Consider the following 25,382-nt stretch of genomic DNA (forward strand, 5'->3'; position numbering starts at 1 on the left):
GTACGCTTGCCTTGGTCGTTTCAGCTCGCTCAATGTCTGCAAATTTTAGCTGCTTTCGCCTACCAGGCCGCATCGCAATATGCCAATCCAAATTCCTTGATGAGAGTGCCTCCCGGTTTTGTGCACCTGTGTAACCCGCATCCGCCCAGACGCGTTTTTCTTCTCCATGAAGTAGCTTGTCCACCACATTCAGATCATGCTCGCTAGCTGGTGTGGTTTCGATACTGTGAATCAAGCCGAGCGATTCATCGACGCCAATGTGCATCTTCATACCAAAGTGCCATTCATTGCCCTTCTTTGTCTGGCGCATTTCCGGGTCACGCTCACCGCCCTTGTTCTTCGTCGAACTCGGGGCTGAAATAATGGTGGCATCCACTATGCTGCCTTCTCGCAAAATCAGACCGTGCTGCCCTAAGTGCTTGTTGATCTTGTTAAACAGTTTTTTGCCAAGCTGATGCTCTTCAAGCAGGTGACGGAAGTTTAGGATCGTTGTCTCATCCGGCACGCGATCCAACCGAATACTGGCAAAGCGGCGCATTGATTCTATCTCATAAAGAGCGTCCTCCATGGCGGGATCGCTCAAGTTGTAGGCCAACTGCATAATGTGGATACGCAACATGGCGGGCAGTGGATAAGGTGGCCGACCCATGCCGCCACGGGCATAGTACTTGGCGACGGATGACTCCAACTGCCTCCACGGCAACAGCTGATTCAGCTTCTCGAGGAACAGTTCGCGCCGTGTTTTGCGTTTCTTGATAGTGTATTCGGCTTCGGCGAAGGTCAGTTGGCTCATGATTGAATCTGTGTATGTTGGAAATGGGGTAAATTATGCCAGACTGGAGCAGTTTTTCAGAGGTTCCTTAACAGGCCCTAGTTTAACTTGAGCAATTTCCTTTTCTGCTTTTACAAGGTCAATTTGTCTCATGATATCTACGTCGTGTTCAGAGGCTGGCTCAACCAGCATCAACCCAGCAACCCATTCGGGATAGCTAGCAGCGAAGTGCCTAGCGATATAAGCACCATACGAATGAGCCACATAAACAACTGGCTTTCTAACATTTAGAGATTCAAGAACTAAACGAGCCTCTTCGGCATGCTCTTCAGAGCTGTAATTTTTTCTTAATTTTTCTGAGCCGCCGTTACCAATCCGTGAATAACGAACAACACGCGTTTTTTTGGCAAGACTTTCAAAAATAGGATCCCAATCAGATAAACCTGCTGAGCCTCCTGCCTCTAAAAAAACCGTGTGTTTTCCACTACCTGATATTTCGTATTCGACATCATAGCCGTTAATTGTGATGAAACTAGGTTTCGCAAAAACAATCGTGGGAACACAAAAAGTTAAAAACGACCGCCCTAGTCTCATTTCTTCTCCTTAAACACTAACATCTGAATACTGGTCACCATGATCACTATTATCCCGATGCTCATCCCAGAAGCAATTCCGCGCCGATTACCCACATCCGCATTAAAAACAGCCAGTTGCATGGATGCGCCGGGAGTTCAGGCAGGCGCTTACCATCAGCCGGGTCCTGCAGAACCTGCTTCCAGGCGTCCCGAAAAGCGGCCTCTTGCTCTTTGGTCGGCATCTGTGACACTACGCTCCAGCCCATGTGGCAGTAAGCCGCATAGACCGCTGGGTTTAACTGGGTGAAATCCCGCTTTACATGCCTCGGCCCAAAAAAACGAGCCTCCTGGGCTTTTTGGGGAGGCTAAACAACTTCCCAAAGTCATGTGCCTCTATCTATTCCACACCCATGACAAGCGCACCCCATACAGCTATCGAGCCATCCGAGACGCTTTTAACCGAGCCAGACTGAAAGCTGGAGTGGAACACACCACTATCCACGACATTAAGGAGAAATCATTAACGGATGCTAAACGTGCCGGCATTGATGCTCAGAGACCAGGGCCTGTTCACATTAACGGAGTTGGCCCTGTTGTGACAGAAAAGGTGCCAATCGAGGCAAGAGGAGCGAGGTTCCTGCCTTGCAGGTCACAAAACCTGAAGCAGCAGGGCTATCTCAGTTAATGTGAACAGGCCCTAGCAGGACACACCAGTCCATCTATGCAGGAGTGCTACATTCGCCTCCGGTTAACTGATAATGTAGCCGGCCCGAGTCTTGAACACCCTTTACACAATAGGCATTAAATTGGAAGAAAATGCAATAAAATCAAAGACTTCGCAACATACTCCGATGATGCAGCAATACCTGCGCATCAAGGCCCAGCACCCGGCGGAGCTGGTGTTTTACCGCATGGGCGACTTTTACGAACTTTTCTACGACGACGCCAAGAAGGCGGCGGAACTGCTGGATGTCACCCTCACCTCGCGGGGCAAATCCGGCGGACAGCCGATTCCCATGGCGGGCATTCCCTATCACGCGGCGGACGGCTATCTCGCGCGACTGATCAAGGCGGGGGTGTCGGTGGCAATCTGCGAGCAGATTGGCGACCCGGCCACCAGCAAGGGGCCGGTGGAGCGACAGGTGGTGCGTATCGTGACTCCAGGCACCGTCACCGACGAAGCCCTGCTCAACGACCGCCGCGACAATCTGCTGGGCGCCATCGCCAACCACGGCGACCGGTTCGGCCTGGCGCTGCTGGATCTGGCTACGGGCCGTTTCGTGGTCCAGGAACTCGATTCCACGGCGGCGCTGGCGGCACAGGTACAGCGACACGAACCGGCGGAACTGCTGGTACCGGAGGATCTGAATCTGCCCGCGGAGGTTTCGCGCCGCACCGGCCTGCGCCGCCGGGCCCCCTGGGAGTTCGAGCTGGAGACCGCCCTGCGCCTGCTGAACCAGCAGTTCGGCACCCTGAACCTTGAAGCTTTCGGCTGCAGCCACCTGCACGGCGCCATCATGGCCGCGGGCTGTCTGCTGCACTATGCACGGGACACCCAGCGCACCGACCTGCCCCATATTCGCAGCCTCACTACCGAAACCGACGATGAGACTGTGGCCCTGGACGGCGCCAGCCGCCGCAATCTGGAAATCGACCAGAACCTGAGCGGAGGGGATCAGAATACACTGCTGTCGGTATTCGACAGCTGTCAGACTTCCATGGGCAGCCGTATGTTGCGACGCTGGCTGAACAATCCGCTGCGCCAACCCTCGACACTGGACCAGCGGCAGGACGCCATCGCCACACTAATCGACGGCTACGCATTCGAGCCGTTGCGGGAGTCGCTGAAACCGGTTGGCGACATGGAGCGTATCCTCGGCCGCCTGGCGCTGCGCTCCGCACGGCCCCGGGACCTGGTTCGGCTGGGCGCTTCCCTGGCGCAGTTTCCGGCCATCCAGCAGCAACTGGCGGAAAACCGCTCGCCGCTGTTGGAGACGCTGGGCGGCCAGATTGGTGAATGGCCGCAGACGGTGAGCCTGCTGCAGACCGCCCTGGTAGAAAACCCGCCCGTGGTGATTCGCGACGGCGGCGTTATTGCCACTGGTCACGACAAAGAGTTGGACGAGCTGCGCGCTATCAGCGAAAACGCGGGCGACTATCTGCTGCAGCTGGAACAGCGGGAAAAGGAGCGCACCGGCATCCCCACCCTAAAGGTGGGTTACAACCGGGTACACGGCTATTTTATTGAAATCAGCCGAGGGCAGAGCGACAAGGCGCCGGCGGAATATATCCGCCGACAGACGCTTAAAAACGCGGAGCGTTTTATTACCCCGGAACTAAAGGAGTTCGAAGACAAGGCTTTGTCCGCCAAGAGCCGCGCCCTGACGCGGGAAAAAGCCCTGTATGAAGACCTGATCGACCAGCTGAACGAATCCCTGCCGGAACTGCAGGCCGCCGCGGCAGGGGTCGCCCAACTGGATGTGCTCGCCTGCCTGGCAGAGCGCGCGGACGACCTGCGCCTGTGCCGCCCGCAGTTGAGCGCGGACCCGGGGCTGGATATCGTGGGGGGCCGCCACCCGGTGGTGGAACAGGTGCTCGATGAGCCTTTCGTGGCTAACGATGTCCGCCTGCACGACAAGCGCCGCATGCTGGTGATTACGGGCCCCAATATGGGGGGTAAATCCACCTATATGCGCCAGACGGCGCTGATTGCACTGCTGGCCCACTGCGGCAGCTATGTGCCGGCGGAATCCGCCCGCATCGGCCTGCTGGACCGGATCTTTACCCGCATCGGCAGCGCCGACGACCTGGCCGGCGGCCGCTCCACTTTTATGGTGGAAATGACCGAAACGGCCCATATATTGCGCAATGCGAGTACCAACAGCCTGGTGCTGATGGACGAGATCGGCCGCGGCACCAGCACCTACGACGGCCTCTCGCTGGCCTGGGCCTGCGCCCACTACCTGGCCGGCAGTGTGCGGGCCTTCACCTTGTTCGCAACCCATTACTTCGAGCTGACGGCGCTGCCGGAACAGTGTCAGGCCGCCGCCAATATCCACCTGAACGCCACTGAGCACGGCGATGGCATTGTCTTTCTGCACAAGATTGAGGAGGGGCCCGCGTCCAAGAGCTACGGCCTGCAGGTGGCCAGACTGGCGGGGGTCCCGGAGCCGGTCCTGGCGGAGGCGCAACAGCGGCTGCAGGCCCTGGAGGCCGACGACTCCCAGACCTCGGCAATGAAGCGCCAGGCCACCGCCGACCCGGCGCTGACGACGCAGCCGAATCCACCCGCGACTGACACACCCCGGCAGGTGGATCTGTTTGCAGCGCCGCCCCATCCGGCGGTGGAGGCACTGGCGGGCCTGGACCCGGATGAGCTGACTCCGCGACAGGCTCTGCAGCAGTTATACGCTCTGCGAAACTTGTTATAAGCAGTCAGCCGTTTGGGCTGAAAAGCCTCTACAATTGGCGCCAGTAATTGCTAAAATCCGCAGCCGTACCGCACCGCCAACACCCTGCCGGCGGTGACCAGAACGCAGCTTTGAGGGACAGACATGACATTCGTAATTGGGGAAAACTGCATCAAATGCAAATACACCGACTGTGTGGAAGTGTGCCCGGTGGACTGCTTCTATGAGGGCCCCAACTTTCTGGTCATTCACCCGGACGAATGTATCGACTGCGCCCTGTGCGAGCCGGAGTGCCCCGCCAACGCTATTTTCTCCGAGGATGAAGTGCCGGATGACCAACAGGAATTCATCGAGCTGAACGCCGAACTGGCCGAGATCTGGCCCAATATCACAGAAAAGAAAGACCCTCTGCCCGATGCCGACGAATGGGACGGGAAAAAAGGCAAGCTGGAGCAGCTGGAGCGCTGAGCCCGGGGCTGATAGTTCCAGTGCCTACAGCCGCCCGTCGGGGCGGCTTTTTTATGCCCCCTTGCCCCGGGTCAGACTATCGGGGAACAAGTCACTCCGTCCGCCGCATTGTGTCCACTGGCGGATAAATTTTGCGGCACACTGCATCCAAATCCCCCTGCCATCCCGTCAATAGAATCGCTGGCATCCAGGGCCCGGGGAACCCTTGAGATTTTGTACTCTTGAGGGAATCGGGCGACGATGATGACCGCCGTCGGCGAATCTGGCAATTCAGGCAAGAAGGACGCAATGAAAAACAAATATTTAAAGGCTGCAGCACCGGTCGCGGTGCTGGCTCTGGGCTTTGGGGCTGTGCAATTAATGTTCTCCGCGAAACCGGAACCGGAGAAGAAAGAGGAGGAACAGCGCCTGGTGTCGCTGCTGTATGCGGAGGCCCGGGAGGAATCTGTAAGACTGACGGTCACCACACAGGGGGAAGTACGTCCGCACACCGAGATAGATCTCACACCTCAGGTTTCCGGACGCATTTCCTCTATTTCGGACAACTTCGCCGAAGGCGCGGGGTTCAACGCAGGGGAGGCACTGGTAGAGCTGGATGACGCCGATTACCGATTGGCCGTAGCCCGCGCCGAAGCGAGTGTGGCACAGGCCGAGGTCCTTTTGCTGCAGGCCAGGGCCCAGGCCAGTATCAAACGCCAGCAGTGGCTGGCGGCCGATCCCAACCGGGAGCCGACGCCCCTTCAGGTCAATGAGCCGCAGGTGGCGGAGGCGGAAGCCATGCTGCGGTCCGCGAAAGCGGAGCTCAGCGACGCCAAGACCAATCTCCGGCGCACCCAGATCAAATTGCCGTTTCGCGGCCGTGTAATCAGCCGCATCGTCGGCGAGGGCCAGTATGTGAGTGCCGGCACGCCCCTGGGGCGGGTGTTTGCCACCGACCGTGTGGAGGTGCGCCTGCCGCTGACCGACTCGCAACTGGTGGAACTGGGCCTGCCCATGGGTTTTGTCGCCACCGGCGCACACCCGGGACCGGCGGTGCAGCTGTCGGCACAATTTGGCGGAACACTGCACCAGTGGCAGGGGCGCATAGTGCGCACCCAGGCGGCCATCGACCAGCAGACACGCCTGATTTATGCCATAGCGGAGGTGCGGGACCCCTATGGCAAAGGCGCCAGCGACGGGGTGCCCCTGGCTGCGGGGCTGTTTGTGACCGCGCAGGCGGAGGGTATGCAACCGCACCAGGCGCTGGTATTGCCGCGGGAAGCCCTGCGCAACGCCGATAAGGTCTACGTCATCGACGGGGACAACCGCCTGGACATCCGCACCGTGGAGGTGATGTCCACCTCGGAAAACCGTGTGGTGGTGGCCTCCGGGGTGGCCGACGGGGAAAAGGTGGTGACCTCCACTATTGCCAATGCCGTGGATGGAATGCAGGTGCAGCCCGTCACCCAACTGGCTCAAAAATAACAACGGAAAGCGCGCATGAATAAGTTAATCGAATGGTGGGCGCGCAACAGCGTGGCCGCCAACCTGATGATGTTGGGGATTTTCGTCACCGGCTTCATGGGCTTTGGCATCATGGAGCGGGAAATGGACCCGCAGGTGCGTTTCCCGGGCCTGGAAATCGAGGTCTCCTGGCCGGGGGCGGCCCCGCAGGAAGTGGAAGAGCAGATTGTCGCCCGGATCGAGGAGGCGGTCAGCGACCTGGACAATATCGAGTGGGTGCGCTCCACCTCGGCGGAAGGTTATGGAGGCGTCTATATACTGGCGGATACCGACGTCGATTTCCCCCGTTTTATGAACGAGGTCAAAATCCGTGTCGACAGTATCTCCTCCTTCCCCCGCAGCATAGAGCCGCCGCAGGTACGCCAGTGGGTAAACCGCGACGAATATATCCGCGTGGCGGTACACGGCGACTTGAGCGAACGGGAACTGAAACGCCTGGCGGAGCAGTTGCGACGCGAGGCGGTAGCCCTGCCGGCTATCTCGGTGGTGGAACTGTTCGGCACCCGCATGGAAGAAGTCTCCATCGAGGTCAGCGAACAGGCGTTGCGCCGCTACGGCATGACCTTTCAGGAAGTTGCAGACGCTATCCGCGCCGACTCCCTCAACCAGTCCGCCGGCACGGTGCGCACCGAGGTGGGCAGCTACCAGCTCAAAGTCCGCAACCAGGCGGATACGGAGCGGGAGTTTGCCAGTATCATCGTGCGGCAGACCGCAGATGGGGGCACCATTCGCATCGGCGATATCGCCAGAGTGGTGGACGGCTTCGAGGACAATGAAATCCTCGCCACCCTGAACGGCGAGCCGGCGGTGCTGTTGCAGGTGATGACCACCGAGACCATGAATATCGTCGCCGCTTCCGACTCCATCCGCCAGTGGATCGAGGAGCGGCGCGAAACACTGCCGGCCGGAGCCCAACTCACCCTGTGGACCGATAACGCCGAGGACTTCAAGGGTCGCATGGAGACCATCGGGACCTCCGCTTTTCAGGGGCTGCTGTTGGTTATGCTGGTGCTGGTGTTCAGCCTGCGCCCCAAGGTGGCCTTCTGGGTGGCGATAGGTATCGCCACTGCCTACGCCGGCGCCTTTGTATTGCTGCCCAGCGTGGGTGTATCCCTCAATATGCTGTCCACATTCGCCTTCCTGCTGGTGCTGGGTATCGTGGTCGACGACGCCATAGTGGTGGGGGAAAGTATCCATACCCAGTCCCACCTCCCGGAGCACCAGGGGCCGGGCGGCAGCCTGCGCGCCGCGACATTGGGCACCCAGCTGGTGGCCAAGCCGGTCGTCTTCGCGGTGGTGACCACCATCCTCGCCTTTTTGCCGTGGATCTTTCTGCCCGGCTCCACCAGTGAGTTCACCCGCCATATCACCTGGGTGGTCATCCTCGCACTGGTGTTTTCCCTGGTCGAATGCCTGTTTATCCTGCCGGCGCATTTGCGCAACCTCAAACCGCGCACCAAACTGGGCAGGTTTGGACGGGTACAAAAACGCATTGCCGACGGCATAGTCCTGTTCGCCCAAAATCACTACCGCCGCATCGGCCAGTGGGCAGTCAACCGTCGCTACCTGACCCTGAGTATTTTTATCGCCACCCTGATGATCGGCATGGGCATGTTTGGCAGCGGCTGGGTAAAGAAAAGCTTTATGCCCGACATCGAATCCGACGAGGTGATCGTCAATGTGGTGATGCCCGAGGGTGCGCCCTATAGCCGCGCACTGGAGATACTGGCGCAACTGCAGGACGCGGAAAAGCGCCTGGAGGAAGAGGTAAACCAGCGCACCGACGGCCAGGGCGTCCTCATCGAGAACTGGTATACCCGCTCCCGGCGCGACAGTGTGATCGCCATAGTGCAGCTGGCTCCACCGGAAGTGCGCGATATGTCCGCCAAGGACGCCGCCCTGCGACTGCGGGAGCTGATCGGCGAGATTCCCGATGCCAAAGAGGTCTCGGTGCGCTATTCGCTCAACGACAACGGCCCCGGCTTCGAGTTGTCCATCCGCCACCCGGACCTGGACGTGCTGCGTGCCGCCACCGCGGACCTGGAAACCCAACTGCGCAGTTACGAAAGCCTGTACGACGTACGCAACAATCTCGAGGGCGCCTCCGAGGAAATCCGTATCGACCTGAAACCCGGTGCGACCAAACTCGGGCTCACCCTGGCGGAAGTGAATCGCCAGGTGCGCCAGGCCTACTTCGGCGAAGAAGTGCAGCGCCTGCCCCGCGCCGGTCAGGACGTCAAGGTGATGGTACGCTACCCCCTGGCTTCGCGCCGCTCCATCGAGAGTCTCAAGGACTTTCGCGTGCGTACCGCCGACGGCCGCGAGGTGCCCCTGCTGGCAGTGGCTGACCTCGAATATGCGCCGGGTATCAAGCGCATCCAGCGCTGGAACGGCAATCGCGCGGCGCGGGTGATGGCGGACCTGAAGGACGATGTGCGCGGCGACATCATGAAGGATCTGGATGAAAATTTCTTTCCCGACTGGGAAAAGCGCTACCCGGGCATTATTCGCGGTGCCGTGGGTCAGGCCGAGGGGGAAAAACGCTTTATTCAGGAGGTTCTAAAACTCTACACCACCGCCTTCTTTGCCATGTACAGTCTGCTGGCCATCGCCTTCCGCAGCTATTCCCAGCCGATCCTGATCCTGATCGCGATTCCCTTCGCGTTTGTGGGCGCCATCTTTGGCCATGCGGTGACCGGCATGACCATGGCCATTTTCAGCTACTTCGGTATCGCTGCCGCTGCCGGAGTGGTGGTGAACGACAACCTGGTGTTGATGGACCACTGCAACCGCTTGCGCGACGGGGGCATGAAACCACTTAATGCCATAGTGGAGGCGGGTGTCGCGCGCTTCCGGCCCATCCTCCTGACCACCGTCACCACCATTGTCGGCCTCTTGCCGATGATGCTGGAGCGGAGTATCCAGGCGGCCTTCCTGCAGCCGATCGTGGTGGCGCTGGCCTCCGGTGTGTTCGTGGCCTTCTTCGTCACCCTGCTGCTGGTGCCGTCACTCTATGCGATCGGGCAGGATATCAGCGCATTTGCCGCGCGCCAGCGGCGCCGGCTGGCATCGCTGCTGAACAGGGATATGGATGAGGCGGTGGTTAGAAGCGAGTAAGGTTGCTTCGGAATGGCTTAGGGCCTGGGACGAGCGCCGCCGCCCGGGCCCGGTCATCATAGTGTTTGGCCACTATTACTCAGTGTCCCACTCGACCTCGAAGGCGGCCCCGCTGAGGCCGCTGCGGTATGAATAATCGAACCTCTACAGTGTCCACGGAGCGGTAACAGCCGCCCCGCGGCATCTCCGGCACCCACAATCCGAGATCGAATATGAATTTTCGCATTGTCTCCCGCGGGATTGGTCTCGCAGTCATACTACTGGTGACCGCTTGCCGGGGGGAGCACCAGCAAGTCTATTTGGATCTTGAGGACGAGTCCGTGATGGATCGGGTGTTTCCCGAAGACCAGCTCCGCGAGGATGTCGAATACCTATTCGCCAGACTCCATGAGTTGCATCCTGATCTCAACGCGCGCCTGCCAGAGCAGGAACGCCTCGCGCTGCTAACATCGCTGCTCGCCGGCATCGACCGGCCGATGAACCGGCGTGAGTTTCATCGGCTGATTGGCGTCGCGACGGAGAAATTCCGCGACGGCCACGCGGGTGTTTTCTATCCCTACCCGGAATTCGACCGCTTCACCGAAAATGGCGGCCAGGTGTTCCCAATGACCGTGTCCGCGACTGCGGCGGGCCTGTTTGTGAAGAACGACTACTCGTCGACGGGTGCACTCCCAGCTGGAGTCCGCCTGTTGGACGTCAATGGCATACCCGTGCCCGAGATACTCGCAACAATGGCGCGCTATACCCGTGGCGAGAGCCAAGTGCTGCGCGAGCAGATCGCCGCGTCGCACTTCTCGACGCTACTGTGGCACTTCTACGATTTCCACACCGACTTCCGCGTCGGCTACGAGATCGACGGTATGGTCCGATCGGCTCAGATCACCGGCATTTCCCACGAGGCGTTCAACCGCAAGGTGAAGGAGATCGAGGAAAGCGGCGGTGTCAACCTGGCCTATCGTTCGCTGGGCCACAAGGTCGGTTATCTCGACGTATCCTATTTCGGCGGCGACAAGGGTGACTTCAAGCGGGCGATCAAGCAGGCGGTCGATACCGCACAGGAGGAGGAGACCCGGGCGATCGTGGTGGACATCCGCCGCAATCCCGGCGGTTCTACAGACAATGTCGAAACCCTGCTGGCGCGGCTGGCTCCGAAGGAGTGCGGTCTGGTGTCGGAGGTAATGGAGAAGTTGAACGACAAGAGCGCGAGTGGTCTCTTCTCGAAAGGGAAGCCGGGCGACCTCGTGCCCGCCGGCGGCAGTGTAACCGTTTACCCTGAATCTGAGTCCAGGCGCTTCCCGGGCAAGGTCTATCTACTCATAGGCCCCTATACCTATTCCGCTGGCATCGTGATGGCGACCGCTGTTCAGGACTGCGGCGTGGGCACCCTGGTCGGTGAGGAAACCGCCGGTTTCGCCAACCAGACTGGCCAGATCTATTTCTTTAATCTTCCGCACACGCAGCTGCGGGCTTTCGCCCCGACACGTGCCCTGCTGCGCCCCAGCGGCGACAGGAAATGGCATGGTGTCGTGCCTGATCATGTATTCGCACCCAGTGCCGAGCAACTGCGCAGCGGTAGGGACGCGGTAATCGAGTTCACCAAGGATTTGGCACTCACAGCACACTCTACCCGAGTTCAGGACCGAGACCAGGCGCCCGACGGGTCCCAGGAGTGATCGTACCCCGCCCGCGCACGCCCAAAATTGACCAGCTACCTCAGGTAGAGGAGTCGAAACCTGTGGAAGGTGAGTGTTGAGCTTTGGAGCAACATACATCTATGCTTCAGTCTGCGGATTGTTCTCAGCTGCGGCATTTCAAATAGCAGCTATCCGTTTCTTAATATACTGTTGCTGGAGCTAATCGGCTGAAAGCCAGGCCCTGTTCATACTATCAGCCCGACCATTCAATAGATGATCCTTCATCAATTGGATTATCGCTGGCCGCGACTCGGCTGAGGCACATCCCTGTACCCCATGAATCCGGCAACTTATTTTAGTGGCCTGGCCCTGGGGAACCTCTGAATAAATCAGGGATTCCCTGGCAGACTGTTGGAAAGTGTTTTTCAGCAGCCTGCTGTCCCAAACAGGGATGTTCGGGCTGCAAATCAATCATGTAACTGCTTGATTTGTCGGACATGCGCCGCAAACCCGGGTTGAGGGAAGCCAGGGAGGGCTTTGTCAACAACCTGCTAGTAGTCGGAAGGCAGATTGAGGATGGCGGCGAGCTTGCTGGCTCCCGCATACCACTCCATCATCCCCAGGGCTTCGACAATCTCCTCGTCGCTGGCCCCCTGGGCCCGGGCTGCGTCCAGCCACCGCTCGCCGTGGTCGTAGGGCGTCAGATTGGCATAGCGTGCCAGCTCCAGCAGTGCATGGTCCTTGGGAGACAGATGGGGTTCATCGGGATGGGTGCGGATACGCAGAACCTCCTGTGGATCCACTCCCAGCTCCTGCAAAACCGCGGTGTGGCGGCGGATAAAGTAATCACACTGATTGTCCGTCGCCACCACCAGCGCTATACACTCCTTCAACACCACCGACAGGCAACCGCCGATCATCAGGGCCTTGAACCTGGACCAGTTGGTTTCGAGCAGACGGGGATCGTGGGCGTAAGCCCGATAGATATTCGGAATACACCCCTTTTCGTCGAGAATTTCCTGAAATATCGCTGCAACCCGCTTATCCGCAGAATTCTCAACCAGTGTTATCCGGTCCATAGTGTTGGCCCTGTGCTCATGTGCCCCGGCTTCCCCGGCTACCGGCGCAGTTTCCGAAAATTGCAGATACTGGATATAATCCCAGCATGCGCAAGATCATCCACTTCGACTGTGACTGCTTCTACGCCTCCGTGGAAATGCGCGACGATCCCTCTTTGCGGGGACGACCGCTGGCCGTGGGCGGCAGCAGTGACCGGCGCGGTGTGGTCTCTACCTGCAACTACGAAGCCCGCAGTTACGGCGTACACTCCGCCATGCCGACGGCCCAGGCAAAAAGGCTGTGTCCCGACCTGATTGTAGTACCCGGTAATATGAAAAAGTATCGGCAGGTGGGGACAAATATCCGTGAAATTTTCCTCGAGTACAGTGAACTGGTGGAGCCTTTGTCCCTGGATGAAGCCTATGTGGACGTATCCGAGAGCGGCCACTGCCAGGGCAGTGCCACACTGATCGCCCGGGAGATCCGGCAAAAGGTCAAGGATACCCAGGGCATCACCGTGTCGGCCGGGGTGGCGCCAAATAAGTTTTTGGCCAAAATTGCCAGCGACTGGCGCAAACCCGACGGTCTCACTGTTATAGAGCCGGATGCCGTCGACACCTTTATTCTCCGCTTGCCGGTAGCCAAAATCCATGGTGTAGGGAAGGTCACCGCGGACAAAATGCGTCGCGACGGTATTCACACCTGCGCCGACCTGCGCCAACTGTCGCAATTGGAGCTGGCCAAATCCTACGGCAAGTTTGGCGGGCGTCTGTACGAACTGTGCCGGGGCATCGACAACCGCCCTGTCGAAAGTGACGGCTCGCGCAAAAGCGTCAGTGTCGAACACACCTTCAGCGAAGACCTGCCGACCCTCGCCGACTGGCAGCAACAGCTGCCAGAGCTCTATGGGCGCCTGATGGAGCGGCTCGAGAACCTGGACGATCACTACCAGATCAGCGGCACCGGGATAAAAGTGAAATACAATGATTTTTCCACCGTCACCCAGGAGCGCGCCAGCCATTCCTGCCGCCTGTCGGAATTCCTCCGCCTGATGGAGCAATGCTGGGAAAGGCGCCCAGAAGCGATCCGACTGTTGGGTCTGGCGGTCAAACTAAAAGACCTGCGCGCCGAATCCGGGCCGCAGCAGCTTTCCCTGCCACTGGAGCGGAAGGAGCACCAGGCAAGCCATTACCCGTGAATTCTCCACACCAGATGGCAACCACCGGTCAGCAAATCTGGCGTAGGGCTGTACCTCTGATCCGCAGGGACCAAGCCGCACATCTATAATTAGCCTACCGGCAAAGGTGCTGGATGCCATTCACCCGGCAATTCAATAAGTTGCCCGGTTAATGCAGCACGGGGATGTGCCGCCGCCAGGCGGAGGCCGGAGCAAACCCTCCCCTGTTTCGGGATTATGAAAAGGACATACTGCGCAGGGAGGTGCGAGCTGTTGTCACCCAGTAAATTTCCACAGCTCAGCGACGAGGATCTCCTCGGTCACTACCATAGGACACGGAACTTCAAAGTTTTCCGCCAGCTGTATCTGCGCCACAAGGATGCGCTCTACCGCTACTGTGTACAAATCAATTCGGTTGCGACACACCCGCTTGTACAGCGGCTTTGGCAGGACCTGCTGGAGCGGCCGCCGGAACTCTGTGGTCGCCTGTTCCGCAATTGGCTTTATATTCGCGTCAACAAAATGCTGGGACAGGAAAAAGTCGAACACGTGGAGCCGCCGGCCGGCGGTAACAGGTTACTCGAAGCCATACAGCACCTGCCGAGGCTGGAAAAAAATTTATTCCTGCTGCATAACGAATGCGGTTTATCGTTGGCCACCGCGGCTGACATCGAGAAAATATCGCTCAGTGAATGCACTGAACACTATCGGTCTGCAAAAGCAATGATGGAAGAATTTCTGTTCGGCGCCAAAGGGCGGCCCTGGCCTGTGCGTGAGGTCGCCGTATGAGAGAGTGGGAGAAGCAGTACAGAGCAGCAGTGGGCAATACCCGTTCGCCAACCTGCCTGGACGACCAGATTTTTCGCATGGCCCGCCGATACAAGCCTGTCAGGCAGCGCAATTCCTGGAGCACTGCGGCGGGCAACAGCATCGCCACTATGGCCGTAGTAGCGATGTTGATCCACCCGGCGCAATACCTGGGCGCCCTGACACCCGCTCCCCCCCCTGGCATCAATAGTGCAAACCGGCCCTGGACTGGCACCGAAGCAGTCGACCACAGATGGTTTGCGTTGCGCAGCGAAGTACAGGCGGGGAACTATATTGAACTCTGTAACCAATGGCGGCGACAGCAGCGGGGGTCCAGCGAAAACGCCCTACCCCGCGATCTGGAACAAAAAGCGAGGTTGCACTGCCGTATCCTTCCGACCCGGCGATAGCTTCGCAGGCTGTTGGCAATTGTTTTTCCACAACCAGCCAGCCAGAGCCACAAAGCCGCCTTCCTTGGTCGGGCTGTATCATTCAAACGACAATATGACCTTGCCCCGAGCGCGGCGCTCCGTGATGGTGGCAAAGGCCCGCGCGTAGTCCTCAAACGGGTAAACCTCGGTCACCAGGGGGTCGAGTTTTCCCTCCTCTACCATCTGCAGTAGGTCGGCGAAATTTTCCAGATTCCTGTCCGGATCCCGCTGTGCCCAGCTACCCCAGAAGACCCCCATGATGTCGCCTGCTTTCAGTAACGGCAGGTTCATGGGCAGACGCGGAATGTCCCCTGAGGCGAATCCAATCACCAGGTAACGGCCACTCCAGGCGATGGAGCGATACGCCTGCTCCGTGTAGTCGCCGCCCACGGGATCCATAATCACATCGGCACCGCGCCCGCCGGTCAACTCCCGGATGCGCTCCTTTAAATCTTCCGTGCGGTAGTTCACCAATTCGTCGGCGCCAATCCTGCGACAGAACTCCAGCTTTTCGGCGGAAGAGGCGCAGGCGATAACACGGGCGCCCAGGGCTTTGCCCAACTGGATGGCGGTAGCCCCCACTCCACCGGCGGCGCCCATCACCGCCAGAGTTTCATCGGGCCTGATATCCGCCCGCTGCTTGAGCGCATAATAGGAGGTGGCGTAGGTGATGCAGAAACCGGCCGCCTGGGTAAAGCTCATCCTTTCCGGCATCGGTACCAGCTGCTGCCGATCCACCTGCACCTGTTCTGCGAATGCGGCCATCCCGGGCATGGCGATCACCCGGTCGCCAACTTGAAAATTATCAACCTCCTCACCCACTGCACTAATAACCCCGGCGCATTCGCCACCGGGAACAAATGGCAGTGAAGGCTTAACCTGATATTTCCCGGCGATAATCAGCGCATCGGGAAAATTCATACCCGCCGCACGCACATCGACGCGTACCTGATGCGGCTGCAATAGCGGCAGATCCCAGTCTTCAATGGCCAGCGATTCGGCCGTACCGAACTGGCTACATACCAGTGCTCGCATCATTTCCCCTGTTTTCCTCTACACCCGTGGGAACTGGACAATTTGGCAATGGGATTCAGCACGGTTTCCCTTTGCGGTCAGGCCAATAGACAGGTTTTTTTCACAGTGAATTTATAGTCTCAATACCACTGCCCGACAGTATTGCAGCTCCCTCGAATTAGGTTGCTCGCGGCGAAGGCGCCTTTAACAGAGGCCCCTTACTTAATAGTAAGGGCACCAGGTCGTTCAGACTTTATCGCTGTCAGCCAGAACCTAACTGGTTATCCCATTGAGGCCTCTGACCCAGTCAAGCCCAGGGAAACAGGGCAGAATATTAAAAGTTGTTTTGCTGCCATTATCCCAACTGGCAGGTTGTTGAAAAAGGCATCCTGCCTGTTTCAAAACACGAAAAGCGAAAAATGTGATTTTCACTTTTCTCCCAAAATCAACGACTTAGGCGTCTTCGATTTTTCCGGAACCTCCATATTCCGGTACCAGGCGTCGAAATTCTTCGAATTCCAACAGCCTGCTGGAGTTTACCTGTATTTATATGCCAATGGTTGAATTTTATGATCCCAGGCCCACTTATGGCCGACGAAGGTACCACTGTTATTTTTTTATTAACCGGAAAATTCATTTTCCTGCCGGGGCGATTAGAAATATGACAGCGTTTTCCACGGGTTAAAGAAGGGAATATTTAAGGTTAATCTATTTTATTTTATTATCTTAATTTAAATTATTTTAATAAATAGACCGCCATAGGATAATAAAATGAATAATCGATATTCACCTGGCGCGCGCTTCTTGCATTGGTCTTCTGCAGCTGTGATTATCTGGGCCAATGCCAGTGGGTTTTACGTGGCATTCCTCTCCGACAGCCTTGTCAGCAAGAATTTGGTTTCCTTTTTGAACGTCTCTATAACAACCCTGTTTATTCCATTATTTTTATTCCGCTGTTTTCATGCGTTTCATTATACTAAACCTAAAAATGATAACCTGGCTCGCTGGAATCAGTGGCTGGCGAGCCAGATGCACCGAATGCTCTACATCGTCACAACAGTGGTACTGCTGTCAGGGGTCTTGATGATGGACAGAAACATCAATGTCTTTAACCTCTTCTCCCTGCCCTACCTGATTAAGGATAGAGAAGTGACCTGGCTGATTAATCAGGTGCATATATACAGCTGTATGGTCCTGAGTGTCATGGTGCTTATGCATATAGCTGCAGTGATCAAGCACGAATTAACCGGCATGCGGATTTTGAGAAAAATGCTTTAGAACCTGTAAAAGCACAAAATATGAAGCGCCAGACCCGCAGGTTGACGCGGCGATAAAGCGGCTGTGTAAACGGCTCAGCTATCAATAGGCGGAGCGACCCCCATCGACCGGCAGTGCCAGCCCTGTTACATAGCTCAGTTTCGGCGACAGCAGCATCAGCATGGCCGCAACCACCTCTTCGGTTTGCGCCAGCCGTTTCATGGGACTTCCGGACGCCAGCAACGCCTGGAATTCCTCCCGGCTGGCGCCCGGCGCCTGGATTTCGGCAACCATGGGGGTGAGAGTAAAAAAGGGGCAGATGGCATTGACCCGCACGCCCTGACTGGCGCACTCTATTGCCGCCGTGCGGGTAAGGCCGACCACCGCGTGCTTGGCCGCCGCATAGGAGGCGATATTGGGTGCTGCGCCTATGCCCGCCATGGAGGACACATTGAGAACCACTCCCGACTGCTGTGCTTTCATTACCGGCAACTGGTAGCGCATACCAAACATCACGCCTTTGAGATTGACGTTGTACTGACGGTCCAGTTCCGCTTCGTCTGTATCCTCCAGCGCCATCATTGGCGGGGCTATGCCGGCGTTGTTGACCGCTATATCCAGGTTTCCGAACTCTGTCCTGGCCAGCTCCACCAGCGCCTGGCAGTCCGCTGCGGAGGAGACGTCACAGACCTGTGTTTTACACTGGGCGCCGGTATCGTCCAGCTCATCCGCCAGTGCCGCCAGCCCCCCGTTATTGATATCCCCGAGTACCAGACGAGCGCCCCGGGCAGCCAGATCCCGCGCCAGCTGTTGACCCAGTCCACTGGCGGCGCCGGTGATCAGGGCAGTCTTGCCTGCGAAGTCGAGCAGTGGATCGCTATACATTCAAAGTCCTCCGCAGGTTGTCAGGCCGCCGTCCACAACCAGGCACTCCCCGGTCGTGTAACTGGCGGCATCCGAAACCAGATACAATACCGCACCCGCCATTTCTCCCGGCTCCGCATGTCTTCGCAATGGGATATGGGCGACAGCGGTTTTGTAAATCTCTTCGTTGGAGAAGAGCGCGCCGGCAAAATTTGTTTTGGTCAGCCCCGGCAACAGGGCGTTGACGCGGATATTGAAAGGAGCACATTCCTTGGCAAATGCCTTGGTCATATTGACCACCGCGGCCTTGGTCATGGAGTAGATGCCCATGCCCATACCCGGTTGCAGCGCATTTACAGAGGCCGTATTGACGATACAGCCACCACCCTGCTCGCGCATCAGTTTGCCGGCTTCCACGGACATATAAAAATATCCCCGAATATTGACGTCCAGGGTTTTCTGCAGGGCATCGCCGGGCGTATCCAGTATATGGCCAAAATAGGGGTTGGTGGCCGCATTGTTGACCAGGATATCCAGTCGGCCGTACTGATCGCGGATATGGCCAAAGGCTCGGGCAATATCCTCCATACTGCCGATATGACAGGGCAGCACAGCGGCCTTTCCGCCGGTATCGATAATGGCGTCCACCACGGCCTGGCAGCCCTCTGCTTTTCTGCTGGAAACCAGCACAAAGGCCCCCTGCTCCGCCAGCAACCGGGCAATTCCCTCGCCAATACCGCGACTGGCCCCGGTCACCAGGGCAATTTTTCCATCGAGCGCAAACAAATTGGTGGTCATTGCAGAAATCTCCGATCGGTATTATTAATCCGGCAACCTGTTTAATTGCCGGGTAGGTATCAGCGGGACCGAATATCAGCCTTCCTGTTGCAGAATATCCAGCGCGAAACGGGCTACCGGGTCCACCAGTGCGCCCATACGCACGGCATTTTTATTGGACGCATTCCCTGTTAGCGCCCGCTTGGCGACACCTTGAATGATGGCCGCCAGGCGAAAGAAACTGAATGCCAGACAAAAGGCCCAGCAGTCTATACGGTCAATACCCATGCGTGCACAGTAGCGCGCCACATACTCCTCCTCAGTGGGAATACCCAGCGCCTGGCGGTCCATGCCCATCAACCCTGCCATCCTGTCGCCATCGGCGGGCATCCGCATCTGCATACACTGATAGGCCAGGTCCGCAAATGGATGACCGAGGGTGGAAAGTTCCCAGTCGAGCAGCGCTATGGCTCTGGGCTTCACCGGGTCAAAAATCACATTGTCGAGGCGGTAGTCCCCGTGAACCAGGGCAATCCGGCCATCGTCTTCCGGCAGCGCTGACCCGAGTTGGGATATCAGGGTATCCATCGCCGCTATCGGTTCTATTTCAGATGCCCGGTACTGCCTGCTCCAGCGGTCCAACTGACGCCGGAAATAATTGCCTGGTTTACCGTAATCGGCCAGACCTGCCGCCTCTATATCGACACTGTGCAAACTGGCGAGCATGCGGTTCATGTCATCGTAGATGGCGCCGCGCTGGGCCTTGTCCACCTGAGGCAATGCGGCGTCCCAGAAAATGCGCCCCTCGCAGTACTCCATCACATAAAACTGCGAGCCGATCAGGTCCCGGTCCTCGCACAGGTGCAGTACCGCCGGTACCGGCACCTCAGTGCTGGCGAGGGCGGACATCACCCGGAACTCCCGGTCCACCGCATGGGCGGAACGCAGCAGTTCCCCCGGCGGCTGTCGGCGCAGCACATAGGTGCCGGAAGCCGCCTGCAGCTTAAAGGTGGGGTTGGACTGGCCACCGGGAAATTTGCTCGCCCGCAGGGGGCCGTTAAAATTGGGAATCCTGCCCTTTAGATATTTCTCCAGAGTTTCCAGTGGCAGCTGCTCCACCGCTCTGGTATCCCCGCTTGTCACTGTTTCCGACATGGCAGCCTCCCTATTCACCGACGCTGTCATAGTGGGCCGCCAGGTTGCGGCCCAGTTGCATCATGTGCACCTGATCCGGCCCATCCGCCAGGCGGATGGTGCGCGCATAGGCGTAGCCATGGGCCAGCACCAGATCCTGGCCGAGCCCCGCTGCGCCATGAATCTGAATCGCCCGATCGATAACATCGCAAGCCATTTTCGGTGCGACTATCTTGATCATGGCAATCAGTTCCTTGGCCGCCTTATTGCCCAGCCGGTCCATCTGTTCCGCCGCCTTTAACGTCAGCAGTCGCGCCTGCTCTATGTCACAGGCGGATCTGGCAATATCCTCCCGCACCGACCCCTGGCTGCTCATGGGGCGCCCGAATACCTGGCGCCGCTGGGCGCGACTGGCCATCATTTCCAGAGACCGCTGGGCCAGGCCGACGAGTCTCATACAGTGGTGTATGCGCCCCGGACCCAGGCGCCCCTGCGCTATCTCAAAACCGCGGCCCTCACCCAGTATCAGATTTTCCACCGGCACGCGCACCTGGTCGAAAATAATTTCCGCATGCCCCTCCGGTGCGTCGTCATAGCCAAATACCTGCATCGGCCGCACTATTTTGACGCCTGCGGTATCGACGGGAACCAGTATCTGGGACTGCTGCAAAAGGCGATTGGTATTGTCCGGATCAGTTTTGCCCATCACTATCAGGACCTTGCAGCGCCGATTCAGCGCACCGCTGATATAGAATTTGTGCCCGTTTATCACATAGTCGTCACCATCCCGGACTATGGATGTCTCGATATTGGTGGCATCCGAAGAGGCCACCTGCGGCTCCGTCATGGCGAAAGCTGAGCGGATCTCGCCGTTCAACAGCGGCGCCAGCCACCGCTCCTGCTGCGCCGGACTGCCGTACCGGGCCAGCACTTCCATATTGCCCGTATCCGGTGCGCTGCAATTGAAAATTTCCGCGGCAAAAAGCACACGTCCCATCTCCTCTGCCAGCGGCGCATATTCCAGGTTGGTCAGACCGGCGCCAAAGCGGGAATCCGGCAAAAAAAGATTCCACAGCTCCGCCTCGCGGGCCCGGGCCTTCAACTGGGCCAGGATGGGGGGCTCCCCCCAGCGGTCCTCGGCGAGCTGATCCACAAATGTCGATTCGGCCGGGTAGACATACTCGCGCATAAATTCGCGCAGGCGATCGAGCAATCCTTTTACCTTGTCTGTGTATTCAAATTGCATGCTTTTATCTCCTGCTGGTGGTTGCGGCCGATAGGAGCCCGCCGTGACCGGGATTACCCTGGAACCTGTTCACTTTATTAACCCGGCAATTTACTTTTCAGTTGCCAAGTTAATAACGCCGCTGGCTGCTTCGTCAAAGCGAATTGTGTAGGTAGAGAATTCCACTCCCATCGCCCCGGGTTTTGAATCCAGGGCCATCACCCCCAAAAGTTCTTTGGCAGGGAAATCGGGAAAATTCACCCGGCAGCCACAAACGGCTCAATCGCCACCACCAAAGCGGTCCAGTGCCCCGTGCAGCGTATACGGCCAGAGATTTCGGCCGAATTGGTCACTGTCGCAATGGGAATCGCTTGTTATTCTGCCGCTCATCATATGCAAAGAGTTGCATATATATGAATCGTCGACAAGCGACCCCGGCAAGCTGACAAAGTGAGGCATCCATGTCCAACCCCTACCCCCACCTGCTGGCGCCACTGGACCTGGGTTTTACCCGATTGAAAAACCGGGTACTGATGGGCTCCATGCACACCAATCTGGAGGAACACCAGGACGGCTTCTCCCGGCTGGCGGCCTTCTATGGCGAGCGCGCCAAAGGTGGCGTGGGCCTCATAGTGACCGGGGGCATAGCCCCCAACGAGGAGGGCGGCGTGTTTCTGGGCTCGGCCAAGATGACCACCCAGGACGAGGTAGAGCAACACCGCCCGATCACCGATAGGGTACATACCGAGGGCGGCAAAATCTGTATGCAGATACTGCACGCCGGCCGCTACGCATACAACCAGGCACTGATAGCGCCATCCGCCATCCAGGCGCCCATCAATCCGTTTACACCCCGGGAAATTACCGCGGAGGAGGTAGAGGAGCAAATCTCGGATTATGTGCGCTGCGCGACCCTGGCCCGGGAGGCGGGTTACGACGGTGTCGAGATCATGGGGTCAGAGGGTTACTTCATCAATCAATTTGTCGTTACACGCACCAACAAGCGCGACGACCAGTGGGGCGGCAGCTTCGCCAACCGTATCCGCCTGCCGGTTGAAATCGTCCGCCGGGTTCGCGCGGCGCTGGGTAGGGATTTCATCCTTATCTATCGCCTGTCCATGCTGGACCTGGTGGAAGACGGCAGCAGCTTCGAAGAGGTAGTCGCGCTGGGCAAGGCTATTGAGGAGGCAGGCGCCACCATTATCAGTACCGGGATCGGCTGGCACGAAGCCCGTGTCCCCACCATTGCCACCAGTGTGCCCCGCGCGGCCTTCACCGGGACCACCGCCAGGGTAAAACAGCACCTGTCCCTGCCGGTGGTAGCCAGCAATCGCATTAATATGCCGCAGGTGGGCGAAGAGGTGCTGGCCGCGGGCCACGCCGACATGATTTCCATGGCCCGCCCCTTTCTCGCCGACGCAGAATTTGTCAACAAGGCCGCGGGGAATCGCGCTGACGAAATCAATACCTGTATCGCCTGTAACCAGGCCTGCCTGGACCACACCTTCGAACTGAAGCTCACTTCCTGCCTCGTCAACCCGCGCGCCTGTCACGAGACGGAACTGCGCTATCTGCCAACGGACAAACCCAGGGCAGTGGCCGTGGTTGGCGCCGGCCCCGCCGGGCTTGCAGCCGCAACCATTGCCGCTGAGCGGGGCCATGCGGTCACCCTGTTTGAAGCCGACGACAGCATCGGCGGGCAGTTCAATATCGCCAAACGGATTCCCGGCAAGGAGGAGTTTGCGGAGACACTGCGCTACTTTGCGCGCAAACTGGAACTCACCGGCGTGACGGTCAAACTGAACACCCGCGTGGAGGCTTCCGATCTGGACGGGTTTGACGAAGTGGTGGTTGCCACCGGTATCGAGCCGCGCACGCCGTCGATTCCCGGTATCCAGCATGAGAAAGTATTGAGTTACCTGGATGTGCTCAAACACGGAAAAACGGTGGGCACTAAAGTGGCCATCATCGGGGCCGGAGGCATAGGCTTCGACCTGGCCGAGTACCTCACACACGAAGCGGACGCATCGATTGCCAGCGACAGGGATGTATTCTTCGCCGAGTGGGGCGTGGATAGTGAACTGGGGCAGCGCGCAGGCCTGAAAGAACCCACTGCGATAACACCCCGGCGGCAGGTGACGCTTCTCCAACGCAAGACTTCCAAGGTCGGGGCCGGCCTGGGCAAAACCACCGGCTGGATTCACCGCGGCAGTCTGAAACACCGCCAGGTACAGATGGTTGCCGGTGCAGAATATGAGTGCATCGACGACCGGGGCCTGCATATCCGCCTGGGGGATGAACGGCAGACGCTGGAGGTGGATAACGTCATTATATGCGCGGGACAGGAGTCCGCCCGCTCACTCTACAAGGCATTGCAGGGTAGCGAAGCGCGGGTTCACCTGATCGGCGGTGCGGATGAGGCTGTAGAACTGGACGCCAAGCGTGCCATTGACCAGGGCGCGAGACTGGCTGCCGCTCTCTGACCCCAAGGCCCATTTGGGCAAACAATAATCCCGGCGACCCCGTCGGGATTATCTTTCCTCTATCTGGCTGTCGCTGGCTTTTAACCCGCCGACAGCACCTTATCCTCCGTAACCGCATCCCACTGGGGGCGCGATGCCCGCTGTGCCAGCCGGTAAAGTAATAAAACCAGGCCGCATAGAAGGAACATCATCCAGTACAGCACCGGCCCATTCCACCAAGTGAGCACCAGACCGCCAAACAGCGGCGCCAAAGACCAGCCGAAGGAATAAAAGGACGAAGCGCCAAAATAGCTCCCTCGCAGGTGATCCGGTGCCAGCCGGTCGATCTGCACGCTCAAGATGGGGAACAGCACTGCCTCGGCCAGGCTGACAACAAAGGTGGCTCCCAACCAGCCGACAAACCAGTCCACAGGGTTGACGGCGTACCAGGCCTGCCCTGCGGCCAGCACCCCCAAACCCAGGGCGATGCGGTCGTTCAGTGCGATTCCGCCCAGCAGCTGCATCAGCGGAAACTGCAGGGTGATAACCGTCAGTGCGTTCACCAGTATCATACTGGAAACCAGACTGACCAACTGTGGCGCCTGGGCCTGGGTCAGGTACTGGACCAGGCTGGAATCCATGTGCGCATAAATGAACAGGGTCAGAACGTTTGCAATCACCACCAGCAAAAACATATGGTCGCGCCGCAGTACCCTTAATGTGCTGCGGACAGTCACTGCATCATCGCGCCGCCCCCGCGCCTGGCGGCCGCTTCGGGTATAGGCAAATCCCCACAGAAAAGCCATCCACAACAGCAGGTAGCTGAAGGCGGTCAGCCCGAAGGTGGACTGTTGGGCACTGAGCCCCGCCCAGATACCCACTATGGGACCCAGTGCTACACCGACGTTTATAAAAAAGTAACGCAACTGCAGCGCCAACTCGCGTTTGTGCTGGTCCTTGACCAGATCCCCGATCAAGGCGCCCGCCGGTGGTTCCCAGACCGCGCGCCCGATTGAGCAAAGGGTCATTGCCAGTACAAACAATGGCAGGGACTGCGCTACGGCCAGTACCGCGAATGCGAAAATATTAAGTGCCGTGCCCGCCAGCAAAATTAGGCGGCGGCCATAGCGGTCGGACAAGGTGCCGACAAAAAAACCCAGCAGGGACGCACCGCCGGCGGAAGCGGTGAGAATAATACCGATAACCGCCGGACCCAGCTGAAACTTGTCGTGCAGGAGAATGGCCAGAAAGGGCCACACCATAAAATAGGTTCCCCGGCACAGGAAACTGCCCAGTAAAATGATCCACACCAAAGGCGGGAAACCGTACAGCCTTTGCCACCACTGCCTGCCCATCAGCAAGCCTCCCTTTCAATAAGGCAAAAAAAACCCGGAGGGATCACCTTCCGGGTTTTTGGCGGCGGAAGGTGAAACACCTTCCAGCTGTATGCGTTCTCAGGTGTTCAATTGGGCCAAAGCCAGGATTTTGCCTAGCGGGCACTTGGGTGATCGAGTTGCCACCACTTCCTCCAGGCACCCTACCGGCCACAGGCACACGCGCAGAGCGGAGACCGCCTGAGGTGCAGTGGAAATTACCGGTGAATACGTTTGGCTGAACATAGTGAAGCCCGAACATAACGATTGAACAATACTCATAGTATCCCAATACCTCTGGTTTGCAAGCAAAATAAATCCCG

At 58.2% G+C, this 25,382-nt stretch carries 21 protein-coding genes; 10 read left to right on the forward strand and 11 right to left on the reverse strand.

From position 1 onward, the window contains the following. From ABVT36_RS10055 to ABVT36_RS10065, 3 genes are all read right to left on the reverse strand, one after another. On the reverse strand, positions 1–796 hold a 796-nt coding region (locus ABVT36_RS10055; RefSeq protein WP_368456549.1), incomplete at its 3' end, for an IS5 family transposase. A 30-nt stretch (positions 797–826) separates the two neighbouring features. After that, positions 827–1,366 carry an alpha/beta fold hydrolase gene (locus tag ABVT36_RS10060; RefSeq protein WP_368456456.1) on the reverse strand — a complete coding sequence of 180 codons (540 nt, stop codon included), beginning with the start codon at positions 1,364–1,366 and terminating at the stop codon, positions 827–829. Between the two features lie 61 nt (positions 1,367–1,427). After that, positions 1,428–1,589 carry a hypothetical protein gene (locus tag ABVT36_RS10065; protein WP_368456457.1) on the reverse strand — a complete coding sequence of 54 codons (162 nt, stop codon included), beginning with the start codon at positions 1,587–1,589 and terminating at the stop codon, positions 1,428–1,430. Between the two features lie 609 nt (positions 1,590–2,198). Here ABVT36_RS10065 and mutS point away from each other — a divergent pair. The 5 genes from mutS to ABVT36_RS10090 all read left to right on the forward strand — a co-directional run bounded on the left by mutS (position 2,199) and on the right by ABVT36_RS10090 (position 11,518). Then, positions 2,199–4,778: a DNA mismatch repair protein MutS gene (gene mutS / locus ABVT36_RS10070; RefSeq protein WP_368456458.1), complete on the forward strand. Its 2,580-nt coding sequence runs from the start codon at positions 2,199–2,201 to the stop codon at positions 4,776–4,778. 123 nt (positions 4,779–4,901) lie between these two features. After that, positions 4,902–5,225 carry a ferredoxin FdxA gene (fdxA, locus tag ABVT36_RS10075; RefSeq protein ID WP_367149028.1) on the forward strand — a complete coding sequence of 108 codons (324 nt, stop codon included), beginning with the start codon at positions 4,902–4,904 and terminating at the stop codon, positions 5,223–5,225. Positions 5,226–5,513: 288 nt separating this feature from the next. After that, on the forward strand, positions 5,514–6,689 hold the full coding sequence (locus ABVT36_RS10080; RefSeq protein WP_368456459.1) for an efflux RND transporter periplasmic adaptor subunit: 1,176 nt from the start codon (positions 5,514–5,516) through the stop codon (positions 6,687–6,689). 15 nt (positions 6,690–6,704) lie between these two features. After that, positions 6,705–9,845: an efflux RND transporter permease subunit gene (locus tag ABVT36_RS10085; protein WP_368456460.1), complete on the forward strand. Its 3,141-nt coding sequence runs from the start codon at positions 6,705–6,707 to the stop codon at positions 9,843–9,845. A 212-nt stretch (positions 9,846–10,057) separates the two neighbouring features. Beyond that, positions 10,058–11,518 (forward strand): S41 family peptidase, encoded by a 1,461-nt coding sequence (locus ABVT36_RS10090; RefSeq protein ID WP_368456461.1) that lies wholly within the window; start codon positions 10,058–10,060, stop codon positions 11,516–11,518. Positions 11,519–12,030: 512 nt separating this feature from the next. On the opposite strand, the gene ABVT36_RS10095 is transcribed toward ABVT36_RS10090, so the two are convergent. Then, complete coding sequence (locus ABVT36_RS10095) at positions 12,031–12,558, reverse strand: carboxymuconolactone decarboxylase family protein (protein ID WP_368456462.1); 528 nt, start codon at positions 12,556–12,558, stop codon at positions 12,031–12,033. An 86-nt stretch (positions 12,559–12,644) separates the two neighbouring features. Between ABVT36_RS10095 and dinB the strand changes: the two genes are divergently transcribed. From dinB to ABVT36_RS10110, 3 genes are all read left to right on the forward strand, one after another. Further along, the gene (gene dinB / locus ABVT36_RS10100) at positions 12,645–13,736 is read left to right on the forward strand and encodes a DNA polymerase IV (RefSeq protein WP_368456463.1); all 1,092 of its coding nucleotides are present in this window, start codon (positions 12,645–12,647) and stop codon (positions 13,734–13,736) included. Between the two features lie 252 nt (positions 13,737–13,988). Continuing rightward, on the forward strand, positions 13,989–14,504 hold the full coding sequence (locus tag ABVT36_RS10105) for an RNA polymerase sigma factor (RefSeq protein WP_368456464.1): 516 nt from the start codon (positions 13,989–13,991) through the stop codon (positions 14,502–14,504). Then, positions 14,501–14,932: a hypothetical protein gene (locus ABVT36_RS10110; RefSeq protein WP_368456465.1), complete on the forward strand. Its 432-nt coding sequence runs from the start codon at positions 14,501–14,503 to the stop codon at positions 14,930–14,932. Before ABVT36_RS10105 ends, ABVT36_RS10110 begins: the two co-directional genes overlap by 4 nt. A 78-nt stretch (positions 14,933–15,010) precedes the next feature. On the opposite strand, the gene ABVT36_RS10115 is transcribed toward ABVT36_RS10110, so the two are convergent. Beyond that, positions 15,011–15,988: an NADPH:quinone oxidoreductase family protein gene (locus ABVT36_RS10115; RefSeq protein ID WP_367149141.1), complete on the reverse strand. Its 978-nt coding sequence runs from the start codon at positions 15,986–15,988 to the stop codon at positions 15,011–15,013. 750 nt (positions 15,989–16,738) lie between these two features. Here ABVT36_RS10115 and ABVT36_RS10120 point away from each other — a divergent pair. Continuing rightward, complete coding sequence (locus tag ABVT36_RS10120) at positions 16,739–17,245, forward strand: cytochrome b (RefSeq protein WP_368456466.1); 507 nt, start codon at positions 16,739–16,741, stop codon at positions 17,243–17,245. 81 nt (positions 17,246–17,326) lie between these two features. Here ABVT36_RS10120 and ABVT36_RS10125 read toward each other — a convergent pair whose 3' ends face one another. From ABVT36_RS10125 to ABVT36_RS10145, 5 genes are all read right to left on the reverse strand, one after another. Further along, a complete protein-coding gene (locus tag ABVT36_RS10125; RefSeq protein ID WP_368456467.1) occupies positions 17,327–18,109 on the reverse strand; it encodes an SDR family NAD(P)-dependent oxidoreductase in 783 nt (260 codons plus the stop codon). Further along, entirely contained in the window at positions 18,110–18,886 is a 777-nt protein-coding gene (locus ABVT36_RS10130) for an SDR family oxidoreductase (RefSeq protein WP_368456468.1), read from the reverse strand. Positions 18,887–18,961: 75 nt separating this feature from the next. Beyond that, on the reverse strand, positions 18,962–20,020 hold the full coding sequence (locus tag ABVT36_RS10135; RefSeq protein WP_368456469.1) for a phosphotransferase family protein: 1,059 nt from the start codon (positions 20,018–20,020) through the stop codon (positions 18,962–18,964). Positions 20,021–20,030: 10 nt separating this feature from the next. Further along, positions 20,031–21,245, reverse strand: a complete 1,215-nt coding sequence (locus tag ABVT36_RS10140) for an acyl-CoA dehydrogenase family protein (protein ID WP_368456470.1) — start codon at positions 21,243–21,245, stop codon at positions 20,031–20,033. 90 nt (positions 21,246–21,335) lie between these two features. Next, positions 21,336–21,485: a hypothetical protein gene (locus ABVT36_RS10145; RefSeq protein WP_368456471.1), complete on the reverse strand. Its 150-nt coding sequence runs from the start codon at positions 21,483–21,485 to the stop codon at positions 21,336–21,338. Positions 21,486–21,685: 200 nt separating this feature from the next. Between ABVT36_RS10145 and ABVT36_RS10150 the strand changes: the two genes are divergently transcribed. Further along, complete coding sequence (locus tag ABVT36_RS10150) at positions 21,686–23,707, forward strand: FAD-dependent oxidoreductase (RefSeq protein ID WP_368456472.1); 2,022 nt, start codon at positions 21,686–21,688, stop codon at positions 23,705–23,707. 80 nt (positions 23,708–23,787) lie between these two features. Here ABVT36_RS10150 and ABVT36_RS10155 read toward each other — a convergent pair whose 3' ends face one another. After that, positions 23,788–25,041 carry an MFS transporter gene (locus tag ABVT36_RS10155; protein WP_368456473.1) on the reverse strand — a complete coding sequence of 418 codons (1,254 nt, stop codon included), beginning with the start codon at positions 25,039–25,041 and terminating at the stop codon, positions 23,788–23,790. Between the last annotated feature and the right edge of the window lie 341 nt (positions 25,042–25,382).

The organism is Microbulbifer sp. TYP-18 (genome assembly GCF_040932045.1).
Taxonomy (GTDB): domain Bacteria; phylum Pseudomonadota; class Gammaproteobacteria; order Pseudomonadales; family Cellvibrionaceae; genus Microbulbifer.

Excerpts from the sequence above, each read along its gene's own strand:
- ABVT36_RS10060 (WP_368456456.1), bottom strand. The coding sequence starts at position 1,366 with ATGAGACTAGGGCGGTCGTTTTTAACTTTTTGTGTTCCCACGATTGTT.
- ABVT36_RS10065 (WP_368456457.1), bottom strand. The coding sequence starts at position 1,589 with ATGCCGACCAAAGAGCAAGAGGCCGCTTTTCGGGACGCCTGGAAGCAG.
- mutS (WP_368456458.1), top strand. The coding sequence starts at position 2,199 with ATGATGCAGCAATACCTGCGCATCAAGGCCCAGCACCCGGCGGAGCTG.
- fdxA (WP_367149028.1), top strand. The coding sequence starts at position 4,902 with ATGACATTCGTAATTGGGGAAAACTGCATCAAATGCAAATACACCGAC.
- ABVT36_RS10080 (WP_368456459.1), top strand. The coding sequence starts at position 5,514 with ATGAAAAACAAATATTTAAAGGCTGCAGCACCGGTCGCGGTGCTGGCT.
- ABVT36_RS10085 (WP_368456460.1), top strand. The coding sequence starts at position 6,705 with ATGAATAAGTTAATCGAATGGTGGGCGCGCAACAGCGTGGCCGCCAAC.
- ABVT36_RS10090 (WP_368456461.1), top strand. The coding sequence starts at position 10,058 with ATGAATTTTCGCATTGTCTCCCGCGGGATTGGTCTCGCAGTCATACTA.
- ABVT36_RS10095 (WP_368456462.1), bottom strand. The coding sequence starts at position 12,558 with ATGGACCGGATAACACTGGTTGAGAATTCTGCGGATAAGCGGGTTGCA.
- dinB (WP_368456463.1), top strand. The coding sequence starts at position 12,645 with ATGCGCAAGATCATCCACTTCGACTGTGACTGCTTCTACGCCTCCGTG.
- ABVT36_RS10110 (WP_368456465.1), top strand. The coding sequence starts at position 14,501 with ATGAGAGAGTGGGAGAAGCAGTACAGAGCAGCAGTGGGCAATACCCGT.
- ABVT36_RS10115 (WP_367149141.1), bottom strand. The coding sequence starts at position 15,988 with ATGCGAGCACTGGTATGTAGCCAGTTCGGTACGGCCGAATCGCTGGCC.
- ABVT36_RS10120 (WP_368456466.1), top strand. The coding sequence starts at position 16,739 with ATGAATAATCGATATTCACCTGGCGCGCGCTTCTTGCATTGGTCTTCT.
- ABVT36_RS10125 (WP_368456467.1), bottom strand. The coding sequence starts at position 18,109 with ATGTATAGCGATCCACTGCTCGACTTCGCAGGCAAGACTGCCCTGATC.
- ABVT36_RS10130 (WP_368456468.1), bottom strand. The coding sequence starts at position 18,886 with ATGACCACCAATTTGTTTGCGCTCGATGGAAAAATTGCCCTGGTGACC.
- ABVT36_RS10135 (WP_368456469.1), bottom strand. The coding sequence starts at position 20,020 with ATGTCGGAAACAGTGACAAGCGGGGATACCAGAGCGGTGGAGCAGCTG.
- ABVT36_RS10140 (WP_368456470.1), bottom strand. The coding sequence starts at position 21,245 with ATGCAATTTGAATACACAGACAAGGTAAAAGGATTGCTCGATCGCCTG.
- ABVT36_RS10150 (WP_368456472.1), top strand. The coding sequence starts at position 21,686 with ATGTCCAACCCCTACCCCCACCTGCTGGCGCCACTGGACCTGGGTTTT.
- ABVT36_RS10155 (WP_368456473.1), bottom strand. The coding sequence starts at position 25,041 with ATGGGCAGGCAGTGGTGGCAAAGGCTGTACGGTTTCCCGCCTTTGGTG.